Annotated in this window: 20 protein-coding genes; 3 read left to right on the top strand and 17 right to left on the bottom strand. The window is 72.8% G+C overall.

The features are described from left to right. Positions 1-3 precede the first annotated feature (3 nt). Positions 4-1,305 carry a DUF58 domain-containing protein gene (locus D0T12_RS09700; protein WP_117399179.1) on the top strand — a complete coding sequence of 434 codons (1,302 nt, stop codon included), beginning with the start codon at positions 4-6 and terminating at the stop codon, positions 1,303-1,305. After that, on the top strand, positions 1,302-3,812 hold the full coding sequence (locus tag D0T12_RS09705) for a DUF3488 and transglutaminase-like domain-containing protein (protein ID WP_233525944.1): 2,511 nt from the start codon (positions 1,302-1,304) through the stop codon (positions 3,810-3,812). The genes D0T12_RS09700 and D0T12_RS09705 overlap by 4 nt, the downstream gene beginning before the upstream one ends. A 117-nt stretch (positions 3,813-3,929) precedes the next feature. Here D0T12_RS09705 and D0T12_RS09710 read toward each other — a convergent pair whose 3' ends face one another. The 8 genes from D0T12_RS09710 to D0T12_RS09745 form a co-directional block, all read right to left on the bottom strand. Next, positions 3,930-4,352 carry a DUF3040 domain-containing protein gene (locus tag D0T12_RS09710; protein ID WP_117399181.1) on the bottom strand — a complete coding sequence of 141 codons (423 nt, stop codon included), beginning with the start codon at positions 4,350-4,352 and terminating at the stop codon, positions 3,930-3,932. 147 nt (positions 4,353-4,499) lie between these two features. Further along, positions 4,500-5,762, bottom strand: a complete 1,263-nt coding sequence (locus tag D0T12_RS09715) for a DNA polymerase IV (protein ID WP_117399182.1) — start codon at positions 5,760-5,762, stop codon at positions 4,500-4,502. Further along, the gene (locus D0T12_RS09720) at positions 5,752-6,495 is read right to left on the bottom strand and encodes a methyltransferase domain-containing protein (RefSeq protein WP_117399183.1); all 744 of its coding nucleotides are present in this window, start codon (positions 6,493-6,495) and stop codon (positions 5,752-5,754) included. Before D0T12_RS09720 ends, D0T12_RS09715 begins: the two co-directional genes overlap by 11 nt. Before the next feature lie 501 nt (positions 6,496-6,996). Next, positions 6,997-7,413 (bottom strand): transcription antitermination factor NusB, encoded by a 417-nt coding sequence (gene nusB, locus D0T12_RS09725; RefSeq protein ID WP_117399184.1) that lies wholly within the window; start codon positions 7,411-7,413, stop codon positions 6,997-6,999. Further along, positions 7,413-7,970 (bottom strand): elongation factor P, encoded by a 558-nt coding sequence (gene efp, locus D0T12_RS09730; RefSeq protein ID WP_117399185.1) that lies wholly within the window; start codon positions 7,968-7,970, stop codon positions 7,413-7,415. The genes nusB and efp overlap by 1 nt, the downstream gene beginning before the upstream one ends. Before the next feature lie 33 nt (positions 7,971-8,003). Then, positions 8,004-9,080: a M24 family metallopeptidase gene (locus D0T12_RS09735; RefSeq protein ID WP_117399186.1), complete on the bottom strand. Its 1,077-nt coding sequence runs from the start codon at positions 9,078-9,080 to the stop codon at positions 8,004-8,006. A 177-nt stretch (positions 9,081-9,257) separates the two neighbouring features. After that, on the bottom strand, positions 9,258-10,307 hold the full coding sequence (locus tag D0T12_RS09740; protein ID WP_117399187.1) for an LLM class F420-dependent oxidoreductase: 1,050 nt from the start codon (positions 10,305-10,307) through the stop codon (positions 9,258-9,260). Positions 10,308-10,406: 99 nt separating this feature from the next. After that, positions 10,407-11,072 carry an enoyl-CoA hydratase-related protein gene (locus D0T12_RS09745; protein ID WP_117399725.1) on the bottom strand — a complete coding sequence of 222 codons (666 nt, stop codon included), beginning with the start codon at positions 11,070-11,072 and terminating at the stop codon, positions 10,407-10,409. 124 nt (positions 11,073-11,196) lie between these two features. Here D0T12_RS09745 and D0T12_RS09750 point away from each other — a divergent pair, with 124 nt between their 5' ends. Next, positions 11,197-11,772 (top strand): TetR/AcrR family transcriptional regulator, encoded by a 576-nt coding sequence (locus D0T12_RS09750; protein WP_117399188.1) that lies wholly within the window; start codon positions 11,197-11,199, stop codon positions 11,770-11,772. Positions 11,773-11,981: 209 nt separating this feature from the next. Here the strand turns inward: D0T12_RS09750 and aroQ are convergent, their stop codons facing one another. From aroQ to D0T12_RS09795, 9 genes are all read right to left on the bottom strand, one after another. Then, entirely contained in the window at positions 11,982-12,413 is a 432-nt protein-coding gene (aroQ, locus tag D0T12_RS09755) for a type II 3-dehydroquinate dehydratase (protein WP_117399189.1), read from the bottom strand. Next, entirely contained in the window at positions 12,410-13,477 is a 1,068-nt protein-coding gene (gene aroB, locus D0T12_RS09760) for a 3-dehydroquinate synthase (protein ID WP_117399190.1), read from the bottom strand. Before aroB ends, aroQ begins: the two co-directional genes overlap by 4 nt. Then, positions 13,474-13,980, bottom strand: a complete 507-nt coding sequence (locus D0T12_RS09765; protein ID WP_117399726.1) for a shikimate kinase — start codon at positions 13,978-13,980, stop codon at positions 13,474-13,476. Before D0T12_RS09765 ends, aroB begins: the two co-directional genes overlap by 4 nt. An 11-nt stretch (positions 13,981-13,991) precedes the next feature. Next, positions 13,992-15,170, bottom strand: a complete 1,179-nt coding sequence (aroC, locus tag D0T12_RS09770) for a chorismate synthase (protein ID WP_117399191.1) — start codon at positions 15,168-15,170, stop codon at positions 13,992-13,994. A 73-nt stretch (positions 15,171-15,243) separates the two neighbouring features. Further along, complete coding sequence (locus D0T12_RS09775) at positions 15,244-15,942, bottom strand: SseB family protein (RefSeq protein WP_117399192.1); 699 nt, start codon at positions 15,940-15,942, stop codon at positions 15,244-15,246. Between the two features lie 69 nt (positions 15,943-16,011). After that, on the bottom strand, positions 16,012-17,118 hold the full coding sequence (gene bar, locus D0T12_RS09780; RefSeq protein WP_117399193.1) for a barbiturase: 1,107 nt from the start codon (positions 17,116-17,118) through the stop codon (positions 16,012-16,014). Between the two features lie 113 nt (positions 17,119-17,231). After that, positions 17,232-18,395, bottom strand: coding sequence for a pyridoxal phosphate-dependent aminotransferase (locus tag D0T12_RS09785; protein WP_117399194.1), 1,164 nt, complete (start codon positions 18,393-18,395; stop codon positions 17,232-17,234). A 53-nt stretch (positions 18,396-18,448) separates the two neighbouring features. After that, positions 18,449-19,054, bottom strand: a complete 606-nt coding sequence (locus D0T12_RS09790) for a response regulator transcription factor (RefSeq protein ID WP_117399195.1) — start codon at positions 19,052-19,054, stop codon at positions 18,449-18,451. Next, positions 19,051-20,301 (bottom strand): sensor histidine kinase, encoded by a 1,251-nt coding sequence (locus D0T12_RS09795; protein ID WP_199487393.1) that lies wholly within the window; start codon positions 20,299-20,301, stop codon positions 19,051-19,053. The genes D0T12_RS09790 and D0T12_RS09795 overlap by 4 nt, the downstream gene beginning before the upstream one ends. Positions 20,302-20,340: the final 39 nt, after the last annotated feature.

Consider the following 20,340-nt stretch of genomic DNA (forward strand, 5'->3'; position numbering starts at 1 on the left):
CCGTTGAGACGCGCGCTGGCCGGCCTGACCACCCGCGGGCGGTCCTTCGTGGCCGCCGGGGTGACCGCGATCGTGTGCGCGTTCGTCCTCGGCGAGCGCGACCTGCTGCGCGCCGGGGTGCTCGTGCTGGCGTTGCCGCTGCTGTGCACGCTGGCGGTGTCGCGGACCCGGTACCGGCTGGCGTGTGCGCGGCGGCTCGACCCGCCGCGGCTGCCGGTCGGCCGTGAGGCCCGCGTCGACCTGCGGCTGGAGAACGTGTCGCGGCTGCCGAGCGGGCTGCTGCTGGTGGAGGACCGGGTCCCGTATGCGCTCGGCGGGCGGGCCAGGTTCGTCCTCGACCGGATCGAGTCGCACGGCAAGCGGCATCTCGGGTACCGGATCCGCTCGGACGTGCGCGGCCGGTTCCGCGTGGGTCCGCTGACCGTCCGGCTGGCCGACCCGTTCGGGATGGTGGAGCTGGTCCGCTCGTTCAGCCTGGCCGACACGCTCACGGTGACGCCGACGATCGTTCCGCTGCCAGCCGGGCGGCCGGCCGGGGCGTGGGCGGGCGGCGGCGACAGCGTCGCCCGCGCGGTGTCGGCGGCGGGCGAGGACGACGTGACGCCGCGCGAATACCGGCACGGCGACGACCTGCGCCGCGTGCACTGGCGTTCCACGGCCCGGCACGGCGAGCTGATGGTGCGGCGCGAGGAGCAGCACCGGCAGAGCAGCGGGACGCTGTTCCTCGACACCCGTCGCGGCGTGCACTGGGGCGACGGTCCCGGGGGGACGTTCGAGCAGGCCGTGTCGGCGACCGCGTCCATCGGAGTGCACCTGGCCCGCTCGGGGATGAACCTGCGGTTCGTCACCGACGGGGGCGAGGCGCTGCCCGCGGCGCCCGCCGACGGGACGTTCGAGGGGCGGCTGCTCGACGCGCTGGCGGTGGCGCGGGCGTCCACGGAGGCGTCGCTGACGGCGGGGCTGGCGGCGCTGCGCGGCCGGGCGGGCGCGGGGCGGGAGGGCGACGGGCTGGTCGTGGCGGTGCTCGGCGCCCTGTCCGAGGCGGAGGCGCGGTCGCTGGCGACCGCGCGGCGCGGCACCGGGACGTGCGTCGCGGTGCTGGTCGAGGCCCGCGGGCACGGCCCCGGCGCGCCGACCGGCGCCGGGAACGGCGCGGACACGGGCGCGGGGACCGCGGGCACGGCCGCGCGGCTGCTGCGGGCGGGCGGCTGGCGGGTGGTGACCATCCGGTCGGCGGCGGAGCTGGCCGGGGTGTGGCGGCAGGCCGGGCAGGCCGGCGACGACCTCGTCAGGGACGGTTCATGAGGACCCGGATGACGATCATGGCGGGCCTGGCGACGCTCGCCGGCTCCATCGGCCTGTACCCGCTGTTCGAGTCGGGCGCCTGGTTCACGGCGTGCCTCGGCGCGGTGCTGGCGGTCGCGGGCGCGGGCATGCTGGCCCGGCGGCTGCGGGTCCCCGCGGTGGTCAACCTGCTGTTCGGGCTGGCCGGGCTGCTGCTGTACCTGAACCTCGTGTACGCGGGCGAATCCTCGTGGCTGCTCGTCCCGTCACCTGAGTCGCTGCGTCACCTCGACGAGCTGGCCGGGAACGGCTGGCAGGCGGCCAACCGGTACGCCGCGCCCGTCCCGGTCCTGCCGGGGATCGAGCTGATGACCGCCGCCGGTGTCGGGCTGGTCGCCGTCCTGGTCGACCTGCTGGCGGTGCGGCTGCGTCGCGCCGCGCCGGCGGGGCTGCCGCTGCTCGCCATGTACAGCGTGCCCGCCGCGGTCCGCGACGACGGCATCAGCTGGCTGGCGTTCGGGATCGGCGCGCTCGGCTTCCTCGCCCTGCTGATGGCGGACGCCCGCGACCAGGTCGGCGGCTGGGGACGGATGGTCACCGCGCATCGTCAGCGGGACGTGCCGCTGGCGGGGGCGGAGCCCGCCCCGGCGGAGCCCACCCGGCTCGACGTGGCGGCGCTGGCGGCGTCCGGCCGGCGGATCGCGGTCGGCGCGGTCGCCGTGGCGGTGCTGGTCCCGGCGGCCGTGCCGGGTCTGCAACCCCGCGGCCTGTTCGGCATCGGCGGGCCCGGCGACGGCGGCACGCAGACCGTCACCACGCCCGATCCGCTGGTCAGCCTGAAACGGGAGCTGACCCGGCTGGACGACTCCATCGTCCTCACCTACCGGACGAACGACACCGAGGCACCCGACTACCTGCGGCTGTACGCGCTCGACAAGTTCGAGGGCGACCGGTGGACCTACACCGACCTGGACAGCCACCCCAAGGACCGTCTCGACGAGCGCGACATTCCGCGGCCGCCGGGGCTGTCGGTCGCGTCCGCCCGCCAGGTGACGACCCGGATCCAGGTGCGGCCCGAGGTCAGGGACATGACGTTCCTGCCGGTGCCGTACGCGCCGTCCGAGGTGTCGATCAGCGGTGACTGGCGGGTCGACGAACGGTCCTTGATGATCTACTCGTTGCGCGACTCGGCGGGCGGCCGTTCCTACACCGTCACCAGCAGGCGCGCGGAGCCGACGACCGGTCAGCTGGCCGCCGCCGAGAACTATCCGGACGAGATCGTGTCGCGCTACACGCAGGTGCCGAGGAACGTCCCGCAGGAGGTCAGGGCGCTCGCGCAGCAGGTCACGGCCGGGTCGACGACGGCGCTGTCGCAGGCGGTCCGGTTGCAGCGCTGGTTCACGTTGGACGGCGGGTTCACCTACGACCTGTCCGCGCCGGCGCCGAAGCACGGCAGCGACCTGGCCGACTTCCTGCTGCGCAGCAAGCGCGGGTACTGCGAGCAGTACGCCGCCTCGATGGCGCTGATGGCCCGGATGCTCGGCATCCCGTCCCGTGTGGCGATGGGGTACACGTCGGGCAGCGAGGTCAGGCCGGGCGAGTGGGTGGTCCGGTCGCGGGACGCGCACGCCTGGCCGGAGCTGTACTTCGACGGCACCGGATGGGTGCGCTTCGAGCCGACGCCGTCGGGCGTGGGCGGGCAGGGCACCGCCGACACCCCCTCCTACAGCCTTCCCACGATCACCGGTGGCGGTGGCGAGGGGGACGAGGCGGCGCCCGCGCCGGACGCCACGTCGCCGACCGACGACAGCTCCGCGGCGCCGCAGGCGTCGACGCCCAACCGGAACGACCCGGACGCGGAGGGCGGCTCCACCGCGTCGGACGACGAGGACGGCGGGTTCTCCCCGGCCCCCTGGCTGGCGGGCGGGACACTGGTCCTGCTGCTGGTGGCGGCGCCGATGGTGCTGCGGCAGTTCACCCGGCGGCGGCGCTGGGCGGGCCTGACGTCCCGGTCCTCGGCGTCGTCCGGGGCGCCGCGCGGAGGTCGGCCCGGGCCGCCGGGGGCGTCGCCCGGCGCGGCCGCGCGTCGGCTCCCGCCGGACCCTGCGGGCGCGGCGCACGCGGCGTGGCGGGAGATGCGCGCCGACGCGCTCGACCACGGTCTCGAATGGCGGGCGAGCGACTCGCCGCGCGCCACCGCCCGCCGTCTCGGGGAGTCGCTGGACGCGGAGGGCGCGCGGGCCCTCGACCGCATCGCCCGCGCCGAGGAGCTGGCCCGCTACTCCCTGTCCCGCTCCCCCGAACCGCCGGAGCGGCTGCGCGCCGACGTGCGGACCGTCCGGGAGGCGTTCGCCGCGTCGGTGGGGCTGCGGGCCCGGTGGCGTGCCCGGCTGCTGCCGCCGTCCACGATCGAGCAGACCCGGGCCACGCTCCAGGCGGCCGGGAACCGGGCGCTGGACGCGCGGACGCGCCTGGACGAGGTGGGGGCGCGCCTGCGCGATCTGCCCGCCCGTCTACGCCGCAGGTAAACCCCCACGGCGTCGAGGGGCGGCGCGGCCACCGGCGGCGGTCACCCCGGATACGCGTTCGTCCCGGCCCACGGGACGAGCCCGTGTTCGGCCGGGACGATCAAACTCTGGGAGGGGTCAGTCGCCTTCGGTCCTGCGGCGCCAGCGCTCTTCCATGCGGTCCATGAAGCCGGTCTTGGCGGGCCTGGACGAACCGCCCCGGCCGCCGACCTGCCTGCCACCGCCACCACCACCGCGGGCGGCCTCGTTGCCGATGCCGGTCATCCGCTTCCAACTGGTCAGCGCCCAGACGCAGCACACCACCATGAGCAGGAAGCCGGTGACGCTGACCGCGATGGTGACCGTGCCCTCGTTGATCACGAGACCGGCCATCAAGGCGCCGACGCCGACGACGAAACCGAACGCCGCCTTGACGATCCTGCGCTTGTAGTGGACCTGTGGGCTGGTCGAGCGAACCGCGTGAGCGAACTTCGGATCCTCGGCGTACAAGGCCGATTCGATCTGTTCGAGCATGCGCTGCTCGTGCTCAGAGAGCGGCACGGCACCTCCCAACGACAGCCCCGCGGCGGGGAATCCGATGCAGGACGCGAACGTCAACGGTGATATGCCCAGAATACGAGCACTGTGCCGCGCACGAAAGCGAACGGTCCCCTGAGGACCCGGCGCCGGTCACCTCACAGCCATCTTTCATTGTGTTCCGTCCCTGCCGTCACATGAGTCACCGTCGGTCGCCCGGACCAGTGCGGCGGGCCGAACCGCTCCACTGCCGAACCGGTGCGCGACCTGGTCCATGGCACGCTCGGCCTCACGCCAACCGCGTTCCGGCTCGTCGAAGGCGAGCTGGCGGGGGGCCGCGCCGGCGGGACCCAGGTTCTCCACCCGGACCCCGACCAACCGGAGTCGTACCCGATCCAGGCCCGCCCCCTCATAGAGCTCACACGCTGTGATATAGATCACACGCGCGAGATCGGTGGGTTCCGGAAGCGTCCGCGCCCGCGTGATCGTCTTGAAGCTCGCCATCCGGAGTTTGACGCTCACCGTCCGGCCCACGTTCCCGCTCGCGCGCAGCCGAGCCCCGACCTTCTCGGCCAGCCGCAGCAACTCCCGGCGGATGACCTCCGGGTCGTCGACGTCGGAGTCGAACGTCTCCTCCGCGCCGATGCTCTTGTCGGGCGTGTGCGGAACGACCTCGCGGGGGTCGCGGCCCCAGGCCAGCTCGTGCAGGTGCGCGCCCACCGCGGCGCCGAGCTCGCGCCGCAGCGTCTCGGGCGGCACCTCGGCGAGCTGCCCCACGGTCCGCAGCCCGAGCCGGTGCAGCGTCTCCTCGGTCCGCTCGCCGACTCCCCACAGGGACGCGACGGGCAGCGGGTGCAGGAAGTCCACGACCCCGTCCGCGGGCACGACGAGCAACCCGTCCGGCTTGCAGCGGGTCGAGGCCAGCTTCGCGACGAACTTGGTGCTCGCGACCCCGACCGAACAGGTGATGCCCTGCTGGTCGAAGACCTGCTCCCGGATCAGCCGGGCGATCTCGGCGGGCCGCCCGAGCCGCCGTCCGGCGCCCGCCACGTCCAGGAACGCCTCGTCCAGGGACAGGCCCTCCACCAGCGGCGTCACCGACCGGAAGATCTCGAACACGGCGGCGGAGACGCGGGAGTACTTGCCGTGGCTCACCGGAAGGACGACCGCCCGCGGGCACAGCCGCCGCGCCCGCGACATCGGCATCGCCGAGTGCACCCCGAACCGGCGGGCCTCGTAGGACGCCGCGGACACGACACCACGCGGCCCGTCCCCGCCGACGATGACGGGACGGCCCCGCAACTCCGGCCGCTCCAGCAGTTCGACGCTGACGAAGAACGCGTCCATGTCGACATGCAGGATGTGGCAGCCGGTGTCGTCGGCGGGCGGACCGGGCTGCGGCCCCGGCCGGTGCAACTGCTGCTTACGGCTCACGGCCCGACCCCGCCGGGGGCACCAGGTCGGCCACCAGATGCAACTGGGTGGCGAGGTCGCGCAGGACGGGATGGACCGCCGCGACCGACTCCAACGCGATCAGGGCGTCGGCGGAGCCGGCGTCGCCGTCCAGCAGCCCGCTCGGCACCAGGTCGGTGAAGATCCGGACGCCCTGCAGCTCGGAGACCCGCAGCCCGGCGTCGCGCACCAGCGCCGACAGCGTCTCCCGCGTGAACCTGCGGGGCATCCGGTCGCCCTCGCCCCACCGCCCGACCGGGTCCGTCAGCACCCTGCGGGCGTCGTCGAAATGCCCCGACAGCGCCCGATGCAACGCGGCGGCGACCTGCCCCGCGACAAGGAGGCTGACCGACCCGCCGGGCCGGACCGTGGCGGTCAGCGCGGCCATCGCCGCGCGGGGGTCGTCCACGAACTCCAGGACGCTATGGCACAACACCAGGTCGGCGGCGCCCGGGCCGAGCAGATCGGGCAGGTCGACGGCGTCACCCTGCACCGCCCGCACCTTGACCCCGGACTCGGCGGCGCGGCGTTCCAGCGCGGCGAGCGCGTCGGGGTTGGCGTCGACCACGGTGACCCGGTGCCCGAGTTCGGCGAGCGGCACAGCGAAGCCGCCGGTGCCACCGCCGACGTCCACGACCTCGATGTGCCCGGCCGCGGGCGCGATACGGTCAAGGACGCCCTGCAGGGCGTCCCACAGCACCGCTGCTCTGTTCATTGCCTTTCACTCCTCCTTCGGCCCTGGCGGGCCTCCATCGTCGTGAAACGCGGTGCGATCGCTGGCATCGCTCCGGCTCGCCTTGCGGCTCGCTGCGCGATCAGGTTCTCGCAAACTCGAACCTGCCTTCGGACGCGATCGCGAATGCTGAAGTCGTCGCCTGGTTGCGGAGACGGGCTGTGTTTGTTTGCAATGCACTCCTCCTTCGGCCCTGAAGGGCCTCCATCGTCGTGCACCGCAGTGCGATCGCTGGCATCGCTCCGGCTCGCCTGGCGGCTCGCTGCGCGATCAGGTTCTCGCAAACTCGAACCTGCCTTCGGACGCGATCGCGCAACTTGAGGTTGTTGCGTGGTTGCTGTGCGGGCCGCGGGCAGTTCGTTCGAATGGTCGATTCGTTCGCCTTGCGGCTCGCTGCGCGGACAGGTTTCTCGCAAGCTCGAACCCGCCGATCGCGAAGGGTTGGGTCCGTGCGGGGTCGCCGGGATCCATGCCTACGCCAGATTACAGGGAGAGGGACGGCTTGAGTTGCTGGAAGCGGGACAGCAGGCCGTTGACGAAGCGCGGGGACTCGTCGGTGGACAGTTCAGTCGCGAGGGCGACGGCCTCGGCGATCGCGACGCCGTCGGGGACGTCGTCCACCCACAGCAGTTCGTAGGCGCCCATCCGCAGAATGTTGCGGTCGACGGCGGGCATCCGCTCCAGCGTCCACCCGGTCGCGTAGGTGGCGATCAGGTCGTCGATGCGTTGCCGGTTCTCCTGGACTCCCTCGATCAGCCGGACGGCGTGCGGGTACTCGGCGAGCTCGTCCCGGTTGGGACGGCCGCGCCCCGCGAGCACCTCCGTCGGCCGCTCCTCCCGCAGCTCCGCCGCGAACAGGACGTCCAGCGCGAGTCTCCGGGCTTTCGTCCTGGCGGCCATCAGCCCCGGCCGAGGTACTCGCCGGAGCGGGTGTCGACCTTGACCTTCTCCCCGGTGGTGATGAACAGCGGCACCTGGATCTGCGCGCCGGTCTCCACGGTCGCGGGCTTGCTGCCCCCCGTGGAACGGTCGCCCTGAAGGCCGGGCTCGGTCTCGGTGACCTCCAGCACGACGGCTGCGGGCAGCTCGATGTACAGCGGGTTCTCGTTGTTGAAGGCGATCACGGCGTTCTGCTCGGGGAGCAGGTAGTTCGCGGCGTCGCCGACGACGCTCGCCGGGATGTGCGGCTGGTCGTAGGTCTCGGTGTCCATGAAGACGAAGTCCTCGCCCTCGCGGTAGAGGTACTGCATCTCGCGCTTGTCCACGCTGGCCACGTCGACCTTGGTGCCGGCGTTGAAGGTCTTGTCGACCACCTTGCCGGACAGCACGTTCTTGAGCTTGGTGCGGACGAACGCGCCGCCCTTGCCGGGCTTGACATGCTGGAACTCCAGGACGGTCCACAGCTGGCCGTCGAGGTTCAGCGTCATGCCGTTCTTCAGGTCGTTCGTCGTCGCCACTTGGCTGTTCTCCCGGTCGCGGGCCCGCGCGTCCTAGAGGACGAGCAGGTCCTTGGTGGTCGTGGTGAGGATGTCCGGGGCGCCCGCGCGGACCACGAGTGTGTCCTCGATGCGGACCCCGCCCCGGCCCGTGAGGTAGACCCCCGGCTCCGCCGTGATCGGAACCCGGTCCCTCAGCTTACCGGTCTTGTCGTACCCCAGGAACGGGTCCTCGTGGACCTCCAGGCCGACGCCGTGACCGAGCCCGTGGGTGAAGGCGTCGCCGTGCCCGGCCTCGGCGATGACGTCGCGGGCGGCGGCGTCGACGGCCTTGCTCTCCGCGCCCGGGACGGCGGCGTCGATCCCGGCCCGCTGCGCGCGGCGGACGAGGTCGTAGACGTCGCGCTGCCAGGCGGCGGGCTCGCCGATCGCGACGGTCCGGGTCATGTCGGCGTGGTAGCCGCCGTAAAGGGCGCCGAAGTCCATGGTGACGAGGTCGCCGTTCTGGAGTTCGCGGCCCCCGGGACGGTGGTGCGGGACGGCGCCGTTCGGGCCGGACGCGACGATCGTCGCGAACGCGGGCCCCTCGGCGCCGTGGTCGACCATGGCCCGTTCGAGCGCGATGGCGACGGCCCGTTCGGTGACCCCGGCGCGGATCTCGCCGAGGACGGAGTCGAACGCCCGGCAGGTGATGGCGCACGCCTCCCGCAGCAGAGCGATCTCCTCCTCGTCCTTGACGAGGCGGAGTTCCTCGACAGGGCGGCCCAGCGGCACCAGTTCGAGTTCCGCCCGTTCGGTGAGGTGGGCGTGCTGCTCGACGGTGACGTCGTGGGCCTCGAAGCCGAGCCGGGCGCGGCCGTTCCCGGCGGCCCGTGCCAGCAGCGCGTCCGTCACGTGACGGTCGACGACGAGGGGCAGTTCCGGACAGACCCGTTCGGCCGTCCCGGCGTACCGGGCGTCGGTCGCGAGGACGGCGGGTCCGTCGGCCGGGACGAGCAGCGCGGCCCGGGAGCTGTCGAGACCGGTCAGATAGCGGACGTTCACGAGCCTGGTCACCAGCATGGCGTCGGCGTCGCGTCCGGCGAGGAGCGCGGCCAGCTCGCGGCGCCGCGCGATATGCGTCTCCCCCATGGTCGAACTCTAGATCAACGGCCGGCGCGCCGGGGATCGGTCCCGGTGCGATCCAATGTGAACGAGCCTCGACTTCGGCGCGGGGCCTGGCTAGCGTGATCGACGGTGCGGGCGCCCGTACCGGGCGGGAGGCGTGCCGGGGCGCCTGCGGCACGCCTCCCGCCACCCGCCCGTCCGTCACAGGTCGGCGGCCATCTCCTTGACCTGTTCGATCAGGGCGAGACGGCCCTTGTGGTCGCCCGCGATCGGGGTCACGTTGAGCGTGGTGACCCCGGACTCCTTCATCGCGGCGAGCCTTTCCCGGACGTGGCCCGCGGAGCCGACGAGCGAGATCTTCTCCAGCAGTTCGTGCGGGACCTTGGCGGCGGCCTCGTCCTTCTTGCCGTCGAGGTAGAGGTCCTGGATCTCCTCGGCCTCCTTCTCGTACCCGTACCGGCGGGCCAGGTCGTTGTAGAAGTTCCTGCCCTTGGCGCCCATGCCGCCGATGTAGAGCGCGGCCATCGGACGGCCGAACTCCAGGAAGCCGTGCGCGTCGTCGCCGATGGCGAGCGCGGCCTGGCCGACGACGTCCAGTTCGCCGAGGGCGGGGTCGCGGCGGGCCTTACCCGCGGCGAGGGAGGGGCCCCAGACGTCCGCGGCCTTCTCCGGCATGTAGAAGATCGGCTCCCAGGCGTTCGCGATCTCCGCGGTCTGCTCGACGTTCTTCGGCCCGATCGCGGCGACCATGATCGGGATGTCGGCCCGGACCGGGTGGTTGATGAGCTTCAGCGGCTTGCCGAGCCCGGTGCCGCGGTCGGCGGGCAGCGGCATCGTGTAGTGCTTGCCCTCGTGGCGGAGCAGCTCGCGCCGCCACACCTTCCGGCAGATCTCGATGATCTCGCGGGTGCGGCCGAGCGGCGCCGTGTAGGGGACGCCGTGGAAGCCCTCGATGACCTGGGGCCCCGACGCGCCGATGCCGAGCGTGAACCGGCCGTCGGACACGAAGTCGAGTCCCGCCGCGGTCATCGCCATCAGCGTCGGGGTGCGCGTGTAGAGCTGGAGGATCCCGGACGCGATCTCCAGCCGGCGGGTCTTGGCGGCGATGTAGCCGAGCTGGCTCACGGCGTCGAAGCTGTACGCCTCCGCGACGTACACGACGTCGAGGCCGGCCTTCTCGAAGTCGGCGAGCTCCTCGACGGTCTGCTTGAAGCCGCCGTCGGAGTAGCTGAGCGCCATCCCGATGCGCATCGGCGTCCCTCCATGGACCGAATGTCATTCCAGCCGACCGTAACCTACCCCGGCGGTCCCGCGGTGGCGAGGGGGCGGTCGGGAGCGTTGAGGTGTCCGTCAGGCCAGGACGGGGCCGTTCAGCGCGTCCAGCGCCGGGCGGTGCAGGTCGGCGCGGATCCTCGCGACGGTCTTCCCGTCCTTGCCCGCCAGGGACGCGGCCCATGCGACGGCACCGGGCAGGACCTCGTCCTCGGCGGCGGCGCGTTGGACGATCCCGGCCGCCAGCGCCTCCCCGGCCTTGTACCGGCGGCCGGTGATCATCGCCTCGTGCGCGACGGTCGTCGACAGCCGGGAGCGGATCAGCGCGTTCATTCCGGGTGTGAAGCCCAGCCCGAGGTCGACCTCGGGCAGGCAGAAGAAGCCCCGGTCCGTGCGCATGACGGCGAAGTCGTGGGCGAGCGCGAGCATGGCGCCGCCCGCGAACGCGTGCCCGTTGAGCGCCGCGATCGTCGGCATGGGCAGCGACAGGACGCGGGCGTACAGGCCGTGGACGCGGCGCAGGTAGTCCTCGAAGCGGTCCGGGTCGGCGCCGAGCCAGTCGAGGTCGAGGCCGTTGGAGTAGAACTTGCCGGTGCCCACGGTGACGAGCGCGCCCGGCCCGTCGTTCTTCTCCACGGTGCCGAGCGCGTCCTCGACGGCGTCGAGGAAGTCGGGCCCGAAGCGGTTCTCGCCCGCGTCGAACCGCAGGACGTACACATCCCCGTCACGTTGAAGGTCGATCACGACGTTCCCCTTCCCTCGCGGCCGAACGGCCTTCGGTATGACGTCCATCATGGACCAGTCCCGCCTTCTATGACCGTCGTCATGGTTGATGCGAGACGCTTATGATGAATGTCATACTTGTGTCATGGGGAGCGACAGCCGGGAGCGCATGGTTCGAAGCGCCGCCTCCCTCTTCCGGGAGCGCGGCTACAGCGGCACCGGGTTCCGTGAGGTCATAGCGCACAGCGGCGCGCCGCGCGGGTCGATCTACCACCACTTCCCCCACGGCAAGGCGCAGCTGGCCGAGGAGGCCGTCCGTTACGCCGGCGACTTCCTCAACGCGGGCATCCTCGCGGCCACGGAGGGCGGCGACGCCGCGTCCGCCGTGGACGCGTTCGTCGGCTGGTGGCGGCAGGTGCTGATCAAAAGCGGGTTCCGCGCGGGCTGCCCGGTCGTCGCCGTCACCGTCGAGAGTCACGACGACGCGCCGCAGCTCGCGGCGGCCGCGGCCGCCGCGTTCGACCGCTGGCAGGACACCCTCGCCACCGGCCTCGGTAACGCGGGCGTCCCCGACGACCGCGCCGGCCGCCTGGCCCGCCTCATCGTCGCCGCCGTCGAGGGCGCGACGATCCTGTGCCGCGCCCACCGCGACGTCGCCCCCCTCGACGACGTCGTCGCCGAACTGAAGGCCCTGGCCCGCGAGGCCGCCCGGGAGTCCTAGAACCTGTTCCGGAGACGCCTCAGCCCGCACGCGAACGCGTGACCCGCCCGGTGGAGCGAAGCCGAAGGCGAGCGGAACCGGGTGGATCGCGAAGCGATGCCGCGTTCGCCCAGGAGCGGTCACGTAGCGAGCCGCCAGGCGAGCGAAGTGGGCCGGGACTGTAGTAAACACAGCCGCCAGGCGAGCGAAGTGGGCCGGTCCTGCAAGTATTACGCGAGTTCGGCGACGGCCTGGAGGGCGAGGACGTACGACATCATGCCGAAGCCGGCGATCGTGCCGGTGGCGACCCCGGCGACGACGGAGGTGTGTCGGAACTCCTCGCGGGCGGCCGGGTTGGTGATGTGGACCTCGACGAGCGGGGCGGTGCGCTGCGCGACCGCGTCCCGCAGCGCGTACGAGTAGTGCGTGAACGCGGCCGGGTTCAGGACCACCGGGACGCGCCCGTCGGCGGCCTCGTGCAGCCAGCGCAGCATCTCCGCCTCGTCGTCGGTCTGCCGGACCTCGACGCTCAGGTTCAGGCGGCGCCCGGCGTCCCGGCAGAGGGCGGCGAGCTCGTCGAAGGTCGTCGTCCCGTACTTCTCGGGTTCGCGGACGCCGAGACGCCGCAGGTTCGGGCCGTTCAGGACGAGCACGGGGGTCATCGGCCGATCTCCCGGTAGGCGGCGGCGAGCAGGTCCTCGTCCGGGCCCTCCAGGCGGCCGGGCTCGGCGATGCCGTCCAGGACGACGAACCGCAGCGTCGACCCGCGCGACTTCTTGTCGATGGTCATGGTGGCGCGCAGTGCCGGCCAGTCGGCGGCGTAGGAGACCGGCAGGCCGACGGAGGTGAGGACGTCCCGGTGCCGTCGCACCGCGTCGGCGGGCAGCCGCCCGGCGAGGCGGGCCAGCTCCGCCGCGTACACCATGCCGATGGCGACGGCGTGGCCGTGCCGGAACCGGTAGTCCTCCGCCTTCTCGATGGCGTGCGCGAGCGTGTGCCCGTAGTTGAGGATCTCCCGCAGGCCGCTCTCCCGCAGGTCGGCCGACACCACGTCCGCCTTGACCCGGACGGCGCGTTCGACCAGCTCGCGGGTGTGCGGGCCGTCCGGGGACGCGGCGCCCTTCGGGTCGTCCTCCACCAGGTCCAGGATCACGGGGTCGGCGATGAACCCCGCCTTGATGATCTCGGCGAGGCCGCTGATGTAGTCCTCACGCGGCATCGTCACCAGCGTGGCCAGGTCGCACACCACTCCGGCGGGGGGATGGAACGCCCCGACGAGGTTCTTGCCCTCCGGGATGTTGATGCCGGTCTTGCCGCCGACGGCCGCGTCCACCATGCCGAGCAGCGTCGTCGGGACGAGCACCGCCGGCACCCCGCGCAGCCACGACGCCGCCGCGAACCCCGCGAGGTCGGTGGTGGCGCCGCCGCCGACGCCGACGACGACGTCGGTCCGGGTCATGCCGACCCGGGCGAACGACGACCACAGGCCCGCGAGGACCCCGGCCTCCTTGGCCGCCTCACCGTCGGGGACGGGCAGCGCGTGGACGACGTATCCGGCCTGTTCCAGGGCGCCGCACACGGGCCGGGCGATCTCCGGGAGCCCCTCGGCGTGCACGACGGCGACGGTCCGGGCGCGTTCGCCGACCATGCCGGGCAGCTCGCCGAGGACGCCCGTCCCGACGACGACGTCGTAGGGCGCGGCGCCCTCCACGCGGATCCGCGTCACGCGTCCTCCAGGGCCTTGGTGATCTCCGCCACGATGTCGGCGGGTTCCCGGCCGTCGGTGTCGACGGCGACGGTGCCGAGCCGCTCGTAGATCGGCAGGCGCTCCTCCAGGAGCTTGCGCATCTGGCTGCGGGGGTTCAGCACCAGCAGCGGCCGCGCCGACGCGAGCCCCACCCGCTTGATCGCCTCCGACAGCCCGACCCGCAGGTAAACGACGGTGTGCCCGGCGAGCGCCTCCTGGGTCTCCGCCGCCAGGACGGCTCCGCCGCCGAGCGCGACGATCCCCTCGTGCTCCGTGAGCGCCGCCGCGACGGCCGCGCGTTCCATCTCGCGGAACCGCTCCTCGCCGTCGTCGATGAAGATCTCGCCGATCGGTTTGCCCGCCGCGGCCTCGACGTCGGCGTCGGTGTCGCGCAGTGTCACGCCGAGCCGGTCGGCGAGCGCGGCGCCGATCGTGGACTTGCCGGAGCCGGGCGGCCCGATGAGCACGGCCTTCGGTCGCATGGTCGTCCCGTTCACTTGACGGTCAGTGAGGACAGGTATCCCCGCACGTTGCGGGCGGTCTCCTCGGCGGAGTCGCCGCCGAACTTTTCCAGCGCCGCGTCGGCGAGGACGAGCGCCACCATCGCCTCCGCGACGACTCCGGCGGCGGGCACGGCGGTGACGTCGCTGCGCTGGTTGATGGCCTTGGCGGGTTCGCCGGTCCGCACGTCGATGGTGTCGAGACGGCGCGGGACGGTCGAGATCGGTTTCATCGCGGCCCGGACCCGCAGTACTTCACCGGTCGTCATGCCACCCTCGACGCCGCCCGCGCGGTTCGTCCGCCGCCGGACCCCGTCGGGCGTGGCGTCGATCTCGTCGTGCGCCCGCGAGCCGGGACGCCGCGCGGTGGTGAACCCGTCGCCGAGCTCCACACCCTTGATCGCCTGGACGCCCATCAGGGCCCCGGCGAGCCGCGCGTCGAGCCGCCGGTCCCAGTGGACGTGGCTGCCGAGGCCGGGCGGCAGCCCGTAGGCGAGGACCTCCACGACCCCGCCGAGCGTGTCCCCGGCCCGTTTCTTCTCGTCGATGTGCGCGACCATCTTCCCGGACGCGTCGTCGTCGAAGCAGCGCACCGGGCTGTCGTCCACCCGCGCGAGGTCGCCGGGCTCGGGCAGGACGCCCGCGGGCGCCTCGACCTCGCCGAGCGCGATCACGTGGCTGAGCACGTCCACGCCGAGGGTCTGCTTCAGGAACGCCTTGGCGACGGTTCCGAGCGCGACCCGCGCCGCGGTCTCCCGCGCGCTCGCCCGCTCCAGGACGGGCCGCGCGTCGTCGAAGCCGTACTTCTGCATGCCGACGAGGTCGGCGTGCCCGGGTCGCGGCTGCGACAGCGGCGCGTTCCGCGCCTGGGCCTCCAGGACGGCGGCGTCCACGGGATCGGCCGACATGACCGTCTCCCACTTGGGCCACTCGCTGTTGCCGACCTCGATCGCGACCGGCCCGCCGAGCGTCCTGCCGTGCCGGACCCCGCCGACGACCGTCACCCGGTCCTGTTCGAACTTCATCCGGGCCCCCCGCCCGTGGCCGAGCCTGCGGCGGCGCAGCTCCTCGGCGATGTCGTCCGAGGTCACGCGCACACCGGCCGGGAGCCCCTCCAGAATCGCGGTCAGGGCAGGCCCGTGGGACTCACCGGCGGTCAACCATCGCAGCATGCCCCCGATCCTATTGAGTCCATGCCACCACCCGTGACGGCGGAACCCGTCCGGCAGGGCGAGGACGCGCGGCTCAGGCGCGGCGCGTCACGCTCAGTTCGACGCCGCCGACGATGTGGCCGCGCAACAGTTCGGCGAGCCGGTCCGACACCCGCTGCACGGTGCGGCGCTCGTCATGGCCGGGGACGATGGCGAACCGCACGGCCAGCTCCGTCGACTCGCCCTCGGTGACCCGGACCCCGCTCACCGCCTGGTCGGTGCCGAACGCGGCCTCGACCGCGGCGAGCACGTCCGGGTCCTCGTGCGGCGGCGGGACCGGACGGCCCTCGGCCAGCATGTGCAGCCGCATCCCGTCCACGGCGAACGGCACCGGGCCCGCCACGTCGACGACCAGCGCGTCGGCCCCCTCGTCCAGGGTGGCGCGGCACGCCTCATCCGCGCGGACCGCCACCGGGCGGGCGTCGGCCCGCCACGCCTTCATCGTCTCGACGCAGGTGAAGCCGAGGACGCCGCGCCGCCCGTCGTCGCCGATCAGCGTGGGCAGCGCCATGTCGCTCGACTTCTCCCGGCGCAGCCCGCCCGGCGGCGCCGCCTCCTCCTCGGTGAGGACGGCCACCATCGGCACGAGCAGCCGCACGCCCCGCAGCCGCCGCAGCACCGTGTGCGCGGCGACACGCCCCGCCGCGTACCCGGCGAGCGCCTCGCACAACCGCGGGTCGGCGGTGCCGTCATCGTCGGGGAACTGTGGTTCGGGAATGGTCAGTCCGGGCACGGCTGGAAGGCTATAACCTTCGGCGACCGCGATGGGCGACTATTCGCGCACTCTCCGCGTCCGCCGCAGTTAGCCGAGGTCGGCGATGGCGGCGACGGTGCCGCCACCGGACGGCCCCTGATGCACGGCGGCGACCGACACGAACACGGCCGGGTCGCCCGTCACGGACGCGGCGACGCCGCCGACGCACGCCTTGATCTGCCGGTGCCAGTGCACGTCGGAGTCGTCCAACATGATGTTGCGGCGACCCCGTACGTAGCCGCTCGGGTCGGCCTCGCATTTGATGAACACGTTGACGAGCCGGTCGCCGAGGTCGGACGCGTGGGGCCGTTCCGGCAGGTCCAGCCCGGTGGATCCGATGGCGTCCCAGATGCCGTCGGCGTCCAGCGCGTCCTTCATCACACCGTGCCCGGCGCGGTACCGGCCGCCGATACCGCGCACGTTGCCGACGACGACGATCTGCGCCCGGTCGAGTTCCACACCCGACGAACAGGACGCCACCGACGAGTACAGCGACAGGTCCCGGTGGATCTGTTGGGCGGACGGCGGTTGGATCTCGCCGAGTGCGACCGCGACGCCCAGCGCGGTGGTCGAGTTGGAGATGTCCATCGACGCGAGAGTGTCGTCGGTGACGACGTCGTGACCGCGTGTCCTGGCGTCGTTGATGGCGTCGAGCGTCAGCAGCGGTGTCTTCGTCTGCACGTAGTGGACGTCGGCCGGGTCGTCGATCCCGGCGGTCTTCATCGCCTCCCGGACCCCGGCGGCGACGGTGTCGACCATCGTCGGACGGCCGATGTCCTCGGGCAGGATGATCTCGCTCATCGCGACGCCGACGGACAGGCGCGGCTCGTCCGTCGGCGGCACGGTCGCCGGGTCGAGGGAGGCGAACACGGTGGCGTGCGGGCTGAGGACGCCGTCCGTGCCGCCCGACCACACCAGCGGGACGCGCCCCACCTCGTCCGCCGTCCGGGTCCCCTTCGCGACGAGCACCTCACGGAACGCGCGGTCGGCGAGCAGCCGCGTGTAGTCGTTGACGCCGCCGTTGCCCTCCGTCTTACCGACCACGGCGAGAACCCGGTCGGCGTCCAGGACACCGTCGTCGATCAGCCGGGCCAGCCCGGACGCGTCGGTCACGCTCTCGATGGGGATCTTGCGGACTTCGATCGGATCGGGCACGGCGACACTCCTCGGCGGCTCCTCGGCGGCTGTTCGTCGACCCGATCTCTACCCGCGTCGAGACCCCGACGACCGTCCGGCGCCGCCCGTCACCGAGCGTGCCCGGGCCTTCCTCAGCGGAGGCGGGCGAGCCGTTCCACGGCCTCGTCGATGACCTCGTCCTTCTTGCAGAACGCGAACCGGACGAAGTGCGCACCCGCCTCGGCGTGGTCGTAGAACACCTGCGTCGGGATGGCGACCACGCCCGCCTTCTCCGGTAGCGCCCGCGCCAACTCCATGCCGTCGGTGAACCCGAGCGGCCGGATGTCGGCCTGCACGAAGTACGTCCCCTGCGGCCGGTACGTCGCGAACCCGGCGGCCTCCAGCCCGGTGATGAGCCGGTCGCGTTTCGCCTGGAGCGACTTGCGCAGTTCCTCGACCCAGGCGAGCTCGTGGGTCAGCCCGTACGCGGTGGCCTGCTGGTAGGGGGCGCTGACCGCGTAGGTGAGGAACTGCTTCACCGTCTGGACGGCCCGGACGTAGGGCGCGGGCGCCGTCACCCACCCGGTCTTCCAGCCGGTGACGGAGAACGACTTGCCCACCGACGACACCGACACCGTCCGCTCGCGCATGCCGTCGAGCGTGGCCAGGGGAATGTGTTCGGCGTCGTCGAACGTCAGGTACTCGTACACCTCGTCGGTGATCGCGACTAGGTCGTGCTCCCGGCAGACGCCGGCGATGGTCTCCAGTTCGGCGCGCGTGAACACGGTCCCCGCAGGGTTGTGCGGCGAGTTCACCAGGATCGCCTTGGTGCGGGGCCCGACCGCCGCCCGCAGGTCGTCCGCGTCGAAGGTGAAACGTCCCTCGACCGGACGGAGCGTGACGGGCCTGCGGACGGCCCCGGCGAGCGCGATCACGGCCGCGTACGAGTCGTAGTACGGCTCGAACACGATGACCTCGTCACCGGGCTCCGCCAGCGCCAGCACCGACGCCGCGATGCCCTCGGTGGCCCCCACGGTGACGAACACCTCGGTCGCCGGGTCGTACGCCAACCCGTACCGGGCGAGCCGCTGCGCCGCCACCGCCTCCCGCAACTCGGGCAGCCCCGGCCCCGGCGGATACTGGTTGGCCCCCGTCCGGATCGCCTCGACGGCCGTGTCGAGCACGGCCTCCGGGCCTGAGCCATCGGGGAAGCCTTGGCCCAGATTGATCGCGCCGGTCCGTACGGCGAGTGCTGACATCTCGGCAAAGATCGTTTCGCCGAATTCCCGCATGCGTTCGACCAGTGGCTCACTCACGAGGCAAGCCTAAAGGCCCATCCCCGCGTGCAGGGGGCGCGTACGGGACGTGGTCAGATCCAGCCCATGTCCTTGGCGGCGCGGGCGGCGGCTACGCGGGTGGGGGCGCCGAGTTTCGTCATGGCGGTGGAGAGGTAGTTGCGGACGGTGCCCTCGGACAGGTGCAGCCGGGTCGCGATCTGGGCGGTCCCGGTTCCGGTGCCGGTGAGGCGGAGGATCTCGCGTTCGCGGTCGGTGAGGGGATTGTCGCCCGCGGCCATGGCGTTGGCGGCGAGTTCGGCGTCCAGGTAGCGCCCGCCGTCGTGGACCTTGCGGATCGCGGCGGCCAACTCCTCGGTGGGGGCGTCCTTGGCGACGAAGCCGCGGACCCCGGCCGCCATGGCGCGGCGAAGGTATCCGGGACGCCCGAAGCTCGTGAGAATGCAGATCGAGCAGCGGGCGCCGGACGCGGTCAGCCGTTCGGCGACGGTGAGACCGTCCACGCCGGGCATCTCGATGTCGAGGACGGCGACGTCCGGATCGTGCTCGGCGACGGCGGCCGCCACCTCGTCGCCGCGTCCGACCTCGGCGACGACCTCAAGGTCGGGTTCCAGGCCGAGGAGGGCGGCGACGGCGCCGCGGATGAGGTGCTCGTCGTCGGCGAGCAGAACGCGGATCACGCGCTCCTCCCCGCGGCCGTGGCGGCGGGCACGGCGTCCGCGTCGGACGCGGGGAGCGGGACGGCGGCGCGCAGCAGGAAGCCGTCCCGGCCGTGGCGCCCGGCGGTGATCTCGCCGCCGAGCACGGCGACGCGTTCGGCGAGGCCGGTGAGGCCCGAGCCGCTTTCGTCGACGCGGACGCCGCCGTCGCCGCGGACGCCGTCGTTGCCCATCTCCAGGACCACGGACCCGTCGTAGGCCGTGAGCGTGACCTCGCAGCGCCGCGCCCCGCTGTGCTTGATCACGTTGGTGACGCCCTCCCGGATGACCCAGGCCAGCACCGAGCGGACCTCCGACGGCAGCGCGTCCGGCGGGTCGCCGATCTCGCAGCGGATCCCGGCGGCCTCCAGCACGGCGCGCGCCCCGACCAGTTCGGTGTCCAGGTCGACGGCCCGGTAGCCGCTGACGGCGCCGCGCACCTCGCGCAGCGCCTCCCGGGCGGTGCGGCGGACGTCGGCCATCTCGGCGGCGGCGCGGTCGGGGTCGGTGCGCGCCGTCCGCATGGCCAGTTCGCTCTTCACGGCGATGAGGGAGAGGCTGTGGCCGAGGAGGTCGTGCAGGTCACGGGAGAAGCGGAGCCGTTCCTCGGTGACGGCGAGCCGGGCGAGGGCGTCGCGGGCGGCGTGGGTCTCCCGGTGCATCTCCCACATGCGGCGCTGGTACCGGTTGACGAACACGGTGACGGCGCAGCCGCCGACGTAGATCACGAGCATCAGCGGAAAGACCCCGTACCAGGGAAGCGGGGCGTCGGGGACGAGCCGCTGCGCGGCGATCGTGGTCAGGACCGAGCACACCATGCCGACGGCGAGGCACAGGGCGGCCAGCTGCCTGCGGCTGAGCGGCGACATCACCACCGCGGACACCCAGAAGATCGGGATGAGGTTGAACAGCGGGCCGATGAGGATCATCGTGCTCATCGCGGCCGCCAGCGTGCCGCTGAGCATGAGGTCGCGGCGCGACGCGCCGCCCGCCAGGCCCGTCTTGACGAGCCGCGCGTAGTACCAGGTGAGCACGGCCAGGCCGGCGAGCACCACGATGGCGAGGGTGACGCCGACGTCGCCGTCGGTGTAGGCGGCGCCCAACCCGACGAGGCTGGGCGCGACGAAGCCCACGGCGGCGATCAGGAACGAGCGGTAGGTGATCCGCTGGTAGCGTTCGAGCCTTTGGGTGTCGCGCGCTTCGAGGTCCGCCGTGGTCGCGACCGTCATGCGGCCCCTCCTTTCCGTTCCCGCACTGTAATCGGTGCC

The sequence above is a fragment of the Actinomadura spongiicola genome (assembly GCF_003432485.1).
GTDB classification, from domain to species: Bacteria; Actinomycetota; Actinomycetes; order Streptosporangiales; family Streptosporangiaceae; genus Spirillospora; species Spirillospora spongiicola.